This window comes from Hylemonella gracilis str. Niagara R (assembly GCF_000600295.1).
GTDB classification, from domain to species: domain Bacteria; phylum Pseudomonadota; class Gammaproteobacteria; order Burkholderiales; family Burkholderiaceae_C; genus Hylemonella; species Hylemonella gracilis_A.
The window spans coordinates 2307030-2320468 of sequence record NZ_JEMG01000001.1 but is presented as its reverse complement, the minus strand read 5'-3'; the positions used below and the strand labels follow the sequence as shown (position 1 = coordinate 2320468).

The 13439-nt window shown below is 68.2% G+C and carries 13 protein-coding genes and 1 riboswitch; of the genes, 7 read left to right on the top strand and 6 right to left on the bottom strand.

Annotated elements, in window-relative coordinates; translation table 11 throughout:
• Positions 1-28: 28 nt before the first annotated feature.
• The 7 genes from AZ34_RS10740 to AZ34_RS10710 are packed head-to-tail and all read left to right on the top strand — an operon-like array spanning position 29 to position 6532.
• Positions 29-514 (top strand): DUF1636 family protein, encoded by a 486-nt coding sequence (locus AZ34_RS10740; RefSeq protein ID WP_051509693.1) that lies wholly within the window; start codon positions 29-31, stop codon positions 512-514.
• Complete coding sequence (cbiB, locus tag AZ34_RS10735) at positions 515-1510, top strand: adenosylcobinamide-phosphate synthase CbiB (protein WP_035607951.1); 996 nt, start codon at positions 515-517, stop codon at positions 1508-1510.
• On the top strand, positions 1507-2538 hold the full coding sequence (locus AZ34_RS10730) for an aminotransferase class I/II-fold pyridoxal phosphate-dependent enzyme (RefSeq protein WP_035607948.1): 1032 nt from the start codon (positions 1507-1509) through the stop codon (positions 2536-2538). Before cbiB ends, AZ34_RS10730 begins: the two co-directional genes overlap by 4 nt.
• Entirely contained in the window at positions 2535-4082 is a 1548-nt protein-coding gene (locus AZ34_RS10725) for a cobyric acid synthase (RefSeq protein ID WP_035607945.1), read from the top strand. The genes AZ34_RS10730 and AZ34_RS10725 overlap by 4 nt, the downstream gene beginning before the upstream one ends.
• 26 nt (positions 4083-4108) lie before the next feature.
• Positions 4109-5155 (top strand): nicotinate-nucleotide--dimethylbenzimidazole phosphoribosyltransferase, encoded by a 1047-nt coding sequence (gene cobT, locus AZ34_RS10720; protein WP_035607942.1) that lies wholly within the window; start codon positions 4109-4111, stop codon positions 5153-5155.
• A 22-nt stretch (positions 5156-5177) separates the two neighbouring features.
• Entirely contained in the window at positions 5178-5990 is an 813-nt protein-coding gene (locus AZ34_RS10715; protein WP_035607939.1) for an adenosylcobinamide-GDP ribazoletransferase, read from the top strand.
• Entirely contained in the window at positions 5987-6532 is a 546-nt protein-coding gene (locus AZ34_RS10710; protein WP_035607937.1) for a histidine phosphatase family protein, read from the top strand. Before AZ34_RS10715 ends, AZ34_RS10710 begins: the two co-directional genes overlap by 4 nt.
• Before the next feature lie 32 nt (positions 6533-6564).
• Here the strand turns inward: AZ34_RS10710 and AZ34_RS10705 are convergent, their stop codons facing one another.
• The 6 genes from AZ34_RS10705 to AZ34_RS10680 all read right to left on the bottom strand — a co-directional run bounded on the left by AZ34_RS10705 (position 6565) and on the right by AZ34_RS10680 (position 13433).
• On the bottom strand, positions 6565-7683 hold the full coding sequence (locus tag AZ34_RS10705) for a 5-methyltetrahydropteroyltriglutamate--homocysteine S-methyltransferase (protein WP_035607935.1): 1119 nt from the start codon (positions 7681-7683) through the stop codon (positions 6565-6567).
• Positions 7684-7788: 105 nt separating this feature from the next.
• Positions 7789-8601 carry an acyl-CoA thioesterase gene (locus AZ34_RS10700; RefSeq protein ID WP_231495509.1) on the bottom strand — a complete coding sequence of 271 codons (813 nt, stop codon included), beginning with the start codon at positions 8599-8601 and terminating at the stop codon, positions 7789-7791.
• A gap of 42 nt (positions 8602-8643) precedes the next feature.
• Positions 8644-8848, bottom strand: a riboswitch (cobalamin riboswitch).
• 105 nt (positions 8849-8953) lie between these two features.
• Positions 8954-10468 (bottom strand): tripartite tricarboxylate transporter permease, encoded by a 1515-nt coding sequence (locus AZ34_RS10695; RefSeq protein ID WP_035607929.1) that lies wholly within the window; start codon positions 10466-10468, stop codon positions 8954-8956.
• Between the two features lie 15 nt (positions 10469-10483).
• On the bottom strand, positions 10484-10927 hold the full coding sequence (locus tag AZ34_RS10690) for a tripartite tricarboxylate transporter TctB family protein (RefSeq protein ID WP_035611491.1): 444 nt from the start codon (positions 10925-10927) through the stop codon (positions 10484-10486).
• A 67-nt stretch (positions 10928-10994) separates the two neighbouring features.
• Positions 10995-11990 carry a Bug family tripartite tricarboxylate transporter substrate binding protein gene (locus AZ34_RS10685; protein ID WP_035607926.1) on the bottom strand — a complete coding sequence of 332 codons (996 nt, stop codon included), beginning with the start codon at positions 11988-11990 and terminating at the stop codon, positions 10995-10997.
• A 66-nt stretch (positions 11991-12056) separates the two neighbouring features.
• On the bottom strand, positions 12057-13433 hold the full coding sequence (locus AZ34_RS10680) for a sensor histidine kinase (RefSeq protein WP_051510146.1): 1377 nt from the start codon (positions 13431-13433) through the stop codon (positions 12057-12059).
• Positions 13434-13439: the final 6 nt, after the last annotated feature.

Below are 13439 nucleotides of genomic sequence, written 5' to 3'. Positions count from 1 at the left end.
CCATGTTTCCGTGTACTCCCGACCGACCATGACCTCCATCACCCCGAGCGGACCCGCCGTCACCGACCTCGTCGTCTGCACCACCTGTCGCCCGGCCGGCATTCCGCGTGAACAGACGGCGCCGGGCCAACTGCTGTACGAGGCCGTGCGGGCCGCCCTGGACGCCGAGGCCGAGCAGGGCGCTGAACCCGCGGCAGCTTCCGACGCTGGCCAGTCGGACGCGCTGCGGGGCCTCGCGCTGCGCGGCCTGGCCTGCATGAGTGGCTGCGACCGCGCCTGCACCGTGGCGCTGCAGGCACCGGGCAAGTTCAGCTACTACTTTGGTGACCTGCGCGCCGATGCCGAGACCGCCGCGCAACTCATCGCTTGCGCGCGCCTGCACCGCGACAGCGCCGATGGCACCTTGCTGCGCAACGCGCGGCCTGAGCGCTTGCGCAGCGGCATCCTGGCCCGCCTGCCCCCCGTGAGCCCCGTGGCCCATCCGGCCACCGCCACGACGGCCGAGGTCCGTTGAATGGTGGGGGTGATCGTGCTGCTGGTGGCGGGCTGGGTGGCCCTGGCCGTGGACCGCGCCTGGGGCGAGCCGCGCGCGCGCCTGCACCCCGTGGTCTGGATGGGCCAATACCTGGGCTGGGCCGGGGCCTGGCTGCAGCGTGGCGCCGTGCAGCAGCCGGAGCACCGCGACTGGAAGACCTTCTGGCGCGCGGCCATGGTCTGGTGTCTGGGTGCTGCTATTGTTTCAGGAGCGGCCTGGGGTTTGCAGGCCGTCGCGCTGATGCTGCCGTGGTGGGCTGCGGGCCTGGCCCTGGGCGTCCTGCTCAAGCCGCTGCTGGCCTGGGACTTGTTGCGCAGCGAGGTCGAGACCGTGGAGGCCGCGCTGGGCCAATCGCTGGATGCCGGCCGCGAGCGCCTGCGCTGGCTGGTGAGCCGCGATGTGACCCCACTCACGGGCACGCAGGTGCGCGAAAGCGCCATCGAGACCCTGGCCGAGAACCTCAACGATTCCGTGGTGGCGCCTCTCTTATGGTTTGCGCTGCTGGGCCTGCCCGGCGCCGCGCTTTACCGGTTTGCCAACACGGCCGACGCCATGTGGGGCTACCCGGGCCTGTACCAGGGACGCAATTGGGCCTGGGCAGGCAAATGGGCGGCGCGCGCGGACGATGTGCTGAGCTGGGCGCCGGCACGCCTCACCGCGGCCTTGCTGTTGCTGGCCGCGGGTGCGCGGGGCCTGGCCCAAGCACGGCGACTGCCCGCCCAGGCACGCCAGACCCCCTCGCCCAATAGCGGCTGGCCCATGGCGGCCATGGCGCTGGCGCTGGACGTGCGCCTGAGCAAGCCCGGTGTCTATGCGCTGCACGCCGAGGGTCGCGCGCCCCAGCCCGCGGACACCGCACTGGCCGTACGCCTGGGCACGCGCGCGCTGCTGCTGGGGGGCGTGCTGGCTTCGCTGGCCTTGTTCTCGATCGCCTTGTGCATGGGCGCTTGTGGGGGCACGGAGCACCTGCCATGAACCTCGGACCGATGCAGCAACTGCACGGCGGCCCTGATGCTCTGGGGGTGCCGCAGTTCGACTTTTCCACCAACGCCAATGCCTGCGGGCCGTGCCCCCGGGCGCTGGCGGCCGTGCAACTGGCTGATGCGGCCCATTACCCGGACCCGACGTACTTTGCCCTGCGTGCGCGCCTGGCCGAATTCCACGGTGTCGCGCCGGGCCGCGTGCTGCTGGCCGCCAGTGCGAGTGAGTTCATCCACCGCGTCAGCGCCTGGGCGGCGCGGCGTGGCCCACGCAGCGTTTGCCTGCCCGCACACAGCTACCGCGACTATGCGGCTGCGGCGCGTGCCTGGGGTTTGACGCCGGTGCCGATGGCGCAAGACGCGGGCCTGAGCTGGGCTTGCGAGCCTTCCAGCCCCTTGGGACAAGCACAGCCCGGTCTGGCCGCGCTGGTTCAGGACGCCTTGGTGCAGGACGCGCCCCGATGCGTGCTGGACCGCGCCTACGAACCGCTGCGCCTGGAGGGCACAGCCAGCCTGTCGGCGCCTGAGCTGGACCGGGTCTGGCAACTCTGGTCCCCGAACAAGGCGCTGGGCCTGACCGGCGTGCGCGCGGCCTATGTGATCGTGCCTGTGCAGGCCGGTGCGGCGGTGAACGAACTGGAAGCCCTGTGCCCCTCCTGGCCTCTGGGCGCGCATGGTGTGGCTTTGCTGCAGACCTGGACCGATGCCGACGTGCAGGGCTGGGTGCGTGCCAGCCTGGACACCTTGCGCAGTTGGAAGGTGCGGCAGCTCGGTGTCTGCGACACACTGGGCTGGCGCTGTGCGCCCAGCCTGGCCAACTTCTTCTGCGCGGACACCGGCATGTCCGCCCCTGCCTTGGCGCGGGCATTGCCTGCCTTGCGCGCGCGCGGCATCAAGCTGCGTGACGCGGCGTCTTTCGGCCTGCCGGGCTGGGTGCGCCTGGGTGTGCTGGCGCCCGAGGCCCAAGATGCCTTGCGCGAGGCCTGGATTGAATGCTTACCAAGAGGGGAGGTGTACCCATGAGCGCAGCAGCACCACGCGCCCGCGCCGTCATGGTGCTGGGCACCACCAGCGGCGCCGGCAAGAGCTGGCTCACCACGGCCCTGTGCCGCCACTACGCGCGCTTGGGGCTGAAGGTGGCGCCTTTCAAGGCGCAGAACATGAGCAACAACGCGCGGGTGGTGGCCCCCGCACTCGGCAAGGGGGTGTCGTCGCTGCCCACCGAGGGCGCCGCGTTGGGCTTGGGCGCGGCCCGGCGACCCAACGCGGGCGGTGAGATCGGCAGCGCGCAGTATTTCCAGGCCCTGGCCGCACGCGCCGAGCCCGAGGTGCGCATGAACCCGCTGCTGCTCAAGCCCGAGCGCGACACGCACAGCCAGGTCGTGCTGCTGGGCCAAGTCGATGAAGCGCTCACGCGCTTGGGCTGGCGCGGGCGCAGCGAGAAGGTCTGGCCCACCGTGGCGCGCGCGCTCGACGAGCTGATGGCCGAGAACGACGTGGTCGTGATCGAGGGCGCGGGGTCACCGGCCGAGATCAACCTGATGGACAGCGACATCGTGAACCTGCGTGTGGCACGCCATGCCCGGGCGCGCTGCCTGCTGGTCACCGACATTGACCGGGGTGGCGCCTTCGCGCATCTCTATGGCACCTGGGCCCTGTTGCCCGAGGCGGACCGCGCCCTGATCTGCGGTTTTGTGCTCAACAAGTTCCGGGGTGATGCGGCGCTGCTCGCACCTGGGCCGCAGCAGCTTCAGGCACTGACCGGCGTACCTACGGTGGCCACCTTGCCCATGTGGTGGCAGCACGGCCTGCCTGAAGAGGACGGTATGTTTGATATGGCTGCTTCCCAAGGCGGTGGCGACATTCAAACCCGCATTGCGGTGGTGGCCTATCCGCGCATCAGCAACCTGGACGAATTCCAGCCGCTGAAGAACGTGCCCGGCGTGGCGCTGCGCTGGGCGCGCGGCCCGGCCGATCTGGTGGATGTGGACTGGGTCATCCTGCCCGGCTCCAAGCACACCAGCGGCGATCTGGCTTGGCTGCGTGCCCAGGGCCTGGACCGCGCGATTGCGGCGCATGCTGCGCAGGGCAAGGCGCTGCTGGGCGTCTGCGGTGGTTTGCAGATGCTGGGCGAGGCGCTGATCGACACTCATGGCATCGATGGCAATGCACCCGGCCTGGGCCTCTTGCCCCTGGTCACGGCCTTTGAGCCGGCCAAGACGGTGCGGCGCACGGCCGCGCGTTTCGGCACGGCCCGCGGTGCCTGGGCAGCCTTGTCGGGCGTGGGTGTGCAGGGCTATGAAATCCACCATGGCCAGACCGTGCAGCACCCAGCCATGGCCGCCGCAGGCAACGTGGCCACCGTATTGGTGCCCGGCCTGGCCTGGCAGAACGAGGCGGGCAACGTGCTCGGTGTCTACCTGCATGGCCTGTTCGAAGATGCGGCCGTGCTGCAGGCCCTGTTCGGCGCGCGCGTGCCCACGCTCGACAGCGTGTTCGAGCGCATGGCCGATTTCATCGAACAACATTTCGAACCTGGCGTGCTGGACATGCTGATCGCCGACTGAAGCAACATCATTGACCTTGAATCACCATGACCCTGCGTTTTGACATTCCCGCCGTCCCCGACCTGCACGACGCCGCGCTGGCCGCGTGCCTGCAGCACAAGATCGACCAGAAGACCAAGCCCCTGGGCTCGCTGGGCCGGCTCGAAGCCCTGGCTCTGCAACTCGGCCTCATCCTGGGCAGCGAAACCCCCGAACTGCGCGCACCGCAAATGCTGGTCTGCGCGGGCGACCACGGCCTGGCCGCGCGGGGCGTCTCGGCCTTTCCGAGTGACGTGACCTGGCAGATGGTGGAGAACTTCCTGGCCGGTGGCGCCTGCGTCAGTGTGCTGGCGCGCCAGCACGGCATCGCCCTCAGCGTGGTGGACTGCGGCGTGCGGCATGACTTCGCGCCGCGCGAGAACCTCTTGAACTTCAAAGTGGCCCCGGGCACGGCCGATGCACTCAGCGGTCCGGCGATGACGGTCGAACAGTGCGCGCAAGCCCTGAACAATGGCCTGCGTATCGTGCAAGGCCTGCCGGGCAATGCTCTGCTGCTGGGCGAGATGGGCATCGGCAACACCTCCGCCGCCTCGCTGCTGCTGGCACGCCTGGGCGGCTTGGACATCGCCGATTGCACGGGCGCGGGCACGGGCCTGGACGTGGCTGCCGTTGTCCGCAAGACCGAGGTGCTGCGCGAGGTGCTGCTCAAACACCCCCAGGCGCAGGCGCCGCTGGACGCGCTCGCAGCCTTCGGTGGTTTCGAGATCGCCACGCTGGCCGGCGCGGTGCTGCAGGCCGCGGCCGAGCGTCGGGTGATCGTGGTCGATGGTTTCATCGCCAGCGCCGCCGTGCTGGTGGCCGCGCGCCTGGCGCCGGCCGTGTTGCAGCGCTGTGTCTTCGCGCACCGCTCAGGCGAGCGCGGCCACGCCCTGCTGCTGGCCCAGCTCCAGGCGCAACCGCTGTTGGACCTGGGTCTGCGCCTGGGCGAAGGCTCGGGCGCGGCCCTGGCCTGGCCGCTGCTGGTCTCGGCCTGTGCCGTGCTGCGCGAGATGGCGAGCTTCGAATCGGCCGGTGTCTCCGAGAAAAGCACCTGAAGAAAGCGGCCTGGTCACGACCATGAACTTCCTACGCCACTACCTGCTGGCCCTGCAGTTCTTCACCCGCGTGCCCGTTACCGGGCCACTCGCGGCCTGGGTGGGCTACAGCCCGGCGATGCTGCGCAAGTCGGCCGCGCATTTTCCCGGCGTGGGCTGGCTGGTGGGGCTGTTGGCCGCGCTGTTGTACGCTGTTCTGGCCTGGGCGCTGCCTGACAGTGGCTATGCGCCCCTGGTCGCGGCGGTGCTGGTGACGGTGTTCACGGTCTTGCTGACTGGCGCTTTCCACGAGGACGGCCTGGCCGATGTGGCCGATGGCCTGGGTGGCTCGCAGGACCGTGAGCGCGCCTTGGACATCATGAAGGATTCGCGCGTGGGCGCCTTCGGTGTGCTGGCCCTGGTGTTGGCCTTGTTGAGCAAGGTGGCGCTGCTGGCCTTGCTGGGCGACGCCGATCCGGCCCTGGCTTGCGGCGCGCTGTTCTATGCCCATGTGCTCACGCGCTTGCTGCCGCTGTGGCTGATCCGACTGCTGCCGCATGTGGGCAACACCGAGCGCTCCAAATCCAAACCCTTGGCGGACCAGATCAGCGCGGGCAGCCTGGCCGTGGCCACGCTGTGGACGGTGGCCGCCATCGCGCTGGCGGGCTGGTGGTTGCCCGAGGGCTGGTTCTGGTTCGGCGGCACGGCTGCGAGCCTGCTGGCCGCGCTCTGGATGGGGCGTCTTTTCTCAAGGCGGCTCCAGGGTTACACGGGCGACTGCCTGGGCGCGACGCAGCAGGTCTGTGAAATCGCCTGCTACCTGGGTTTGGCGCTGAGCCTGTCCTGGATCCCATGAAGCTCTGGCTGGTGCGCCACGCGCAGCCGCTGATCGCGCCCGGTGTCTGCTACGGCATCAGCGACATCGAGGCCGACGCTCCAGGCACCACGGCCTGCGCGGCTCAACTGGCGGCCATGTTGCCGCATGGCCTTGTGGTCCACAGCTCGCCGCTGCGACGTTGCCTGCAACTGGCGCAGGCCCTGTGCGCCTTGCGTCCGGACCTGCAGCTGCGGCAGGACGCCCGCTTGCGCGAGATGGATTTTGGTCAGTGGGAGGGTGTGCGCTGGGATGACATCCCGCGCGCGGCCTACGAGGCCTGGACCGGCAATTTCGGTGCCGAGCGCTTCGGTGGGCGAGAGAGCGTGAACGACGTGTTGGCCCGCGTGGCGACTGCGCGTGAGGAGGTCCGCTCGGCGGGCCAGGAGGCCGTCTGGGTCACGCACGCGGGCGTGCTGCGCGCCCTGGCCCTGTTGGATCAAGGCCTGAACCGGCTGGACCGGGCCGACCAGTGGCCAGCCTCGGTGGCAGGCTGGGGTGAGTGGCAGTCACTCACCCTCTGAGCTTCAACCCTTGAGCGATCGTTGCCCGATCCTCAGCCCCAGACTTCCTGCGCCGTCTCGACGACCAACTGCAGCTTCTTGCGCTGGTCTTCCACGGCGATGTTGTTGCCGTGCACGGTGCTCGAGAAACCGCACTGCGGGCTCAGGGCCAGCTGGTCGAGGTCGGCGTACTTGCTGGCTTCCTCGATGCGGCGCTTGAGCGCATCCTTGGTTTCCAGCTGGCCGAACTTGGTGGTCACCAGGCCCAGCACGACGATCTTGCCCTTGGACAGGTAGCGCAGCGGGCGGAAGTCGCCCGAGCGGTCGTCGTCGTATTCGAGGAAGAAGGCGTCGAGGTTCATTTCCTTGAGCAGGGCCTCGGCCACCGGCTCGTAGTTGCCGGCCGCCGCGTGCGTGCTCTTGAAGTTGCCACGGCACAGGTGCATGGCCAGGGTCATGCCTGCGGGCTTTTTCGCGACGACCTTGTTGATGAACCAAGCATAACGGTGGGGCAGTTCGTTGGGGTCGTCACCGCGCTGGCGCGCGGCTTCGCGCATGCGGTCGTCGCAGAGGTAGGCCAGGTTGGTATCGTCCATCTGCACGTAGCGGCAGCCCGCGTCGTAGAGCGATTGCAGCTCGTCGCCGTAGGCCTGGGCCACGTCGTCGTAGAACACGGGGTCGAGTTCGGGGTAGGCGTCCTTGCTGATGCCGGCGCGGCCGCCGCGGAAGTGCAGCATGGTCGGGCTGGGGATGGTGACCTTGGGCGTCATGCCGGCGGCGACTTGGCTCTTGAGGTACTCAAAGTCGGCGCGCTGGATGTCCTTGACGTGCTTGACCTTGTCCACCACGCGGATCACGGGCGGCGCCAGTTCTTCCGTGCCATCGGGCTTCTTGATCGTCACCGGCACGTCAGTCTTCACACCGCCGAGCTGCTCCAGGAAGTCGATGTGGAAGTAGGTGCGGCGGAACTCGCCGTCGGTGATGGACTTCAGGCCCACGTCCTGTTGGAACTTCACGATCTCGGTGATGGCCTTGTCCTCCACCGCGCGCAGCTGTGCCGCGCTGATGGACTTCTTGACGAAAAACTGCTCGCGTGCTTCCAGCAGGTACTGCGGGCGCAGAAAGCTGCCGACGTGGTCGGCGCGGAAGGGGGGCGTTGTTCTTTGTGTCACGTTCTGTTCTCCTGTGGGTGCGACGATGGGGGTAATGAATGACTGTACAGAAAGGATGGGTCTTGGCTGCTGGGGGAATGCCTAGGGTGAGGGACGCACGTGGCCCTAGGCGACGGCCACGAACACCAGCGTGCCGGTGGTGCAATGCCGCCGTTCGCCCGTGCTGGGCGATTCGGCCCACATGTCCACGTGGACGTGGATGGAACGGCGCCCGGTGGCGATCACGGTGGCCGTGACTTCGACCACGTCGCCCACATGGGCGGGGGCCTTGAAGTCCAGCTTCTCGCTGCTGGCCATCACGATGGCGCGGCGCACCCGTCGGGTGGCGGCGGCGAAACCGGCCTTGGCCATCCATTCCATGGCCGGGCCCCCGTGCAGCAGGCCGCGGTGGTTGGCGTGGCCCGGGAAGACGATCTCCGCGACCATGGCGCTGGCCTTGCCGGTGTCGGTGAAGACGGGAGGCTTCGAAGGGTAGGGGTCTGGCGCTTTCGCAGTTGGAATCACCACGTTGACCGGACTCGGTTCCGCGCCATCGGCCTGGCGGACCATGACGAACTCACCCGACAGGCAGTCGGTGCGCTTGCCGCTGAGCAGGTCCTCGGCGACCAGGCGCGTGCCCACCGTGACGGAGCGCCTGCCCTGGCGCAGCACCTCGGCGCTGCACTCCACCAAGTGGCCGGCGGGCGCGGGCGCCGCGAAGTTCAGATCGCTGACCGAGGCCGTGACGACCGAGCCGCGCAAGGCCTTGCTGCCCACGATGAAGGCCAGGCGGTCCAGCATGGACAGGGCGGCGCCGCCGAACAGCGTGCCGTGGTGGTTGGATTGGTCGGGCCAGACCATGTCGATGACGACCATGGGTGGCGTGCCGATGTTCGAGGGCGCGTTTGCTTCAGGGGCTTCGTTGGCGGGTGATGACAAGGCGTTCTCCAGTGGCGCGGAAACACCCCGTCCCGTGCGCAAACTTTCACAACGCGACGCGGCAGGTCTCCTGGCTCTCGGGTCTACATTCCAGGCGGCCTTCCCGGCGCAAGGCCAGTGGCGGAGGGCATGGAATTCACCGATCACAGTTGCGGGGGCAGCCACAGACTGGGCTGCCTAGCAGCCCTTCTGTCGTTCCCTCTTCGTTCCCGCCGTGGTGCGGGAAACCGCGAAGCGATCGCAGTGTAGCGCAGGCCGAGTGGTGAAACTGGTGCTCTCGGTGTCGAGGCGGCGTTGCTCGCCTCAGGCATGCGGTCCGGTGTTTCGTTGCCCGGCCATCACGTCCACGCGTTCAGGTTGCCTTTTGCCGCCGCGCGTGGCGCTTGCGCAGCAGCGGCGGCACCACCAGCACCAAGGCCGCGAGGCTCCATAGCACGACGCTGACCGGGCTGGACCACAAGATCTGCAGCTCACCGTTGGTGATGGACAGCGCGCGGCGCAGGTTCTGTTCCATCAGATTGCCCAGCACCACGCCCAGCACCATGGGCGCCATGGGCATGCCCATCTTGCGCAAGAGGTAGCCGATGAGGCCGATGCCCACCATCAACAACAAGTCGAAGGTGCTGGAACTCAGCGCGTACACGCCGATGAAGCTGACCGCGAGAATGCCGGGCACCAGCAGCCAACCGGGGATGGACAGCATGGAGGCGAAGACGCGCACCATGGGTACGTTCATCAGCAAGAGCATCACATTGGCGATGAAGAGCGAGGCAATCAGACCCCACACCAGCGCCGGCTGGGCATCGAAGAGCACCGGTCCGGGGGTGATGTTGTAGAGCGTGAGCGCGCCCATCATCACCGCTGTCGTGCCCGAGCCCGGCACACCCAGGGTCAGCATGGGGATGAAGGAGCCGGTGGCTGCGCTGTTGTTGGCGGCTTCGGGCGCTGCCAGGCCTCGCAGGTCACCCTTGCCGAACTTGGCGTCCGGATCCTTGCCCTCATGCAGGCGCTTTTCATTGGCGTAGGCCACGGCCGAGGCCACGCTGGCCCCCGCGCCAGGCAGGACACCAACGCCAAAGCCCATCAGGGAGGAGCGAATGGTGGTCCACCAGGTGAAGCGCAATTCCTTCAGGTTGAAGAGCTTGCGCTCGCTGGGCGGCACCTCGACCTTCTGGCCGGTCAGCAGGTTTTCCAGCATCTGCAGCATCTCCGCGACAGCGAAGAGGCCAATCACGACCACCACGAAGTCGATGCCGTCGGCCAGCTCTGGCAGATCAAAGGTGTAGCGATAGACGCCGGAATTGGCATCCACGCCGATGGTCGCGATGGCCAGGCCGATGGCGGCCGCGAGCGCGCCCTTGACCGGTTTGTCGCCCAGCAGGCTGCTGAGCGCGCAGAAGGCGAAGACCATGAGCACGAAGTACTCAGCCGGCCCGAAGGCCAAGGCCCAGTTCGCGACCAGCGGCGCGAAGGCCGCGATGCCCAGGATGGCCACCGTGGAGCCCATGAACGAGGCCCAGGCCGACAGCGACAGCGCCACGCTAGCCAGGCCCTGGCGCGCCAGCGGGTAGCCGTCCAGCGTGGTCATCACCGAGGCGGCCTCGCCCGGCACGTTGATCAGGATGGAGGTGATGCGCCCGCCGTATTCGGCGCCCACGTAGACCGCTGCCAGCAGTATCAGGGCAGTTTCGGGCGGCAGATTCATCGCAAAGGCGATGGGCACGAGCATGGCCACGCCGTTGATGGGCCCCAGCCCGGGCAGCACGCCGACGATGGTGCCGAGGAACGCGCCGATCGCCGCCACCAGCAGGTTGAGCGGGGAGAAGGCCACGCCAAAGCCCAGACCGAGGTTGTTCAGAATGTCCATTTCAGAATGTCCATGTCAGGCTCCCAGGGACAGCAGGCCAGTGGGCAGAACCACGTCGAAGACCTTGTCGAACAGCAGGTAGAAAACCACGCTCATGGCGATGCCGCCGAGCACGCAGGCGCGCCAGCGGCCACCGAAGAGGCGACCCACGAAGACAGTCATCAGGGTCGTGGCAATCACAAACCCCAGGCGTTCGAAGACCAGCGCATAGACGATGACCAAGCCCACCATGACCGCGATGCGCGTGTTGGCCCCGGGAGGATTGGCCTCGGCCTGTTCGCGGCCGCGCAGCAGCAGCCACAGACCGCACGAGCCGATCACGGCGGCCAGCAGCAGGGGAAAGGCGCGGGGCCCGACGGGTTCGTAGGCGAAGGGGGCTTCGAGGCCCCAGCCCTTCCAGGCGAGCAGGGCAGCGAACAGCAGGGCCAGCAGGCCCAGGATGCGGTCGTTGAGAGTCATGGCGATGGAAAAATGCGGGCCGACCGCGACGGCGGCCGGCCAGGAAAGGCGCAAGCGCCTGGGGCGCTTACTTGATCAGGCCGAAGGTTGCGGCGAGTTCACCGTAAGCCTTGGTGCGTTCCTTGACGAATTTGTCGAACTCGGGACCCGAGAGGCTGAGCGGGAACAGACCCTGCTGCTGCCGCAGCGCGGCGTAGCCCGGGGATGCCAAGGTCTTGTTGAAGGCGTCCACCCACCACTGATAGTCGGCGTCCGAGACCTTCGGGCCGACGTAGAAGCCGCGGATGATGGGCCACTGGATGTCGTAGCCTTGCTCGGCGGCCGTGGGCACGGACGAGAGCTTGCCGGGCAGGCGTTCCTTGTGATAAACGGCCAGCACGCGGATCGGCGCACCGCCTTCCATCAAGGTGGCCGCTTCGGCGGCATCGCCCATGTAGGCCTGGATGTGGCCGCCGCGCAGCGCCGTGACGGCCTCGCCGCCGCCTTCGAACGCCACGAAGCGCATGCGCTTGTAGTCCACACCGGCCGCCTTGGCGGTGAGGGCGGCCTTCATCCAGTCTTGGCCGCCCACCGAGCCGCCGGCGCCCAGCACGATCTTGGTCGGGTCTTCCTTGAGCGCGGCCATCAGACTCTTGAGGTCTTTGTGGGGCGAGTCGTTGCGAACGATGGCGACTCCGTAGTCCGTGCCGATCGAGGCCACCCAGCGCACGTCGTTGACGGTGAACTTGCCGAATTTGCCCTGCGACAGGTTGAGCAACGAGCCGCTGGACACCGCGACGATGGTGCCCGCGTCTCCAGGGCGTTGGGTGAGGATGTTGTTGTAGGCCACGGCACCCACCCCGCCCGGCATGTAGACGATGCGCATGGGGGACTTGAGCACGCCGCTCTCCTTGAGGGCGGCTTGTGCCAGTCGGCAAGTCAGGTCGAAGCCGCCGCCGGGCTGGGCCGGGGCGACGCATTCGGGGCGAGCGGGTTCGGCCGAGGCCAGCGGGGTGAGGCTCAGCGCGATGGCGGCCAATATGGGCAGTGCGGTCAGCCTGGCGAGGCGCAGCGAGTAGGTCATGGTCAGTCTCCTTGTGGGGTTGCGCAATGCCATGGTGGACCAAGCCCCCATGGACGAGCCGGGAGACTAAGGAGTGGCAGCTTTCCACCGGCTTTCAGTCTGGCCGGAATCACCTAGGGAAAACACCAGGGTGGCGTGCAGGCCCGGCCCATCGTCACGGTTTTCCAGCCGCAGGGAGGCCCCGTGCATCTGCGCGATGGTGTGCACGATGGCCAGGCCCAGTCCCGCGCCCGGCAGTTGCTTGCCAGCCGTCCCGCGACGAAAGCGCACCCCGGCCCGTTCGATGTCGTGTGCGTTCATGCCCGGGCCCTGGTCCTCGACCTGCAGCAGGGCATGGCGCTCGTCGCGCAGCACATGCACCGTCACGGCGCTGCCGATGGGCGCGTAGCGGATCGCGTTGTCCACCAGATTGAGCAAGGCTTCGCGCAGCAGCCAGTCACTGCCCCGCACCGGGACGGGCGATGACGGTGCTTCCACGCCAAAGTCCAGCCGCTTGGCGCGGGCGTTGGGCAGCAGCTGCCGCGCCACGCCCTGGGCGAGTTCGACCAGATCCACCACCTCCATCACGGCCCCACCTTCGAGCAGCGACGCATCGCGCGCGCGGGCCAGCGCCAGCATCTGGTTGGCCATGCGCACGGCTCGGTCCAGGCCCTCGTGCATGGCGAGCAGGGCGCGCCGCGTCTCGGCGGGGTCGGTTTCGCGCAAGGCAAAATCGACCTGGGTGCGCAGCACGCTCAAGGGTGTGCGCAATTGGTGCGAGGCATCGTCCAGGAACTGCCGCTGGGTGCGCGCCATCTCGGCATACCGCGCCATGTGCCGGTTCACCGCCACCACCAGGGGTCGGACTTCCGACGGCAGGGCTGTTGCGTCCAGTGGGCGCAGATCGTCCGCCGGCCGCGACTCCAACTCCTGCCGCAGACGGGTCAAGGGGCGCAGCGTGATCACGATGCCCATGACCAGCAGCAGCACGCTCATGCCAATGCCCAGTGCATCGCGCTCGATGGAACGGCGCAGCACCTGGTCCAGGAACACCTCGCGCGTGCCCAGGCTCTCGGCCACCTGAACCACGATGCGCCCGTTGGGGTTGCTGGGCAACGGCGGATGGGCCGGTCGTGCCAGGGCGGCCACGCGCACCGGGGTCTCTTCGTGCTGGGCAAAGTAGAACTGGGGTTCTCCCGAGACCAGCGGCTCGGTGGGCAAGGGCAGGAAGGGACTGCCGATTTCGGCCAGGCCATCCTCGGTGGACACGCGAAAGTAGACACGCGCGTTGGTGGTCAGCTCGAAGAACTCCAGCAGCAGGAAAGGCTGTTCGACGGACAGGCCGCCGCTGGCGGTGGAGGTGTTGAGGTCGATGGCGCGCAGGGCACCAGCCAGCGCGCGGTCGTAGGCCAGGTCCACCTGGTCGCGCAGCAGGCGGTTGGAGAACCAGAGCGTGCCGCTCATGATCAG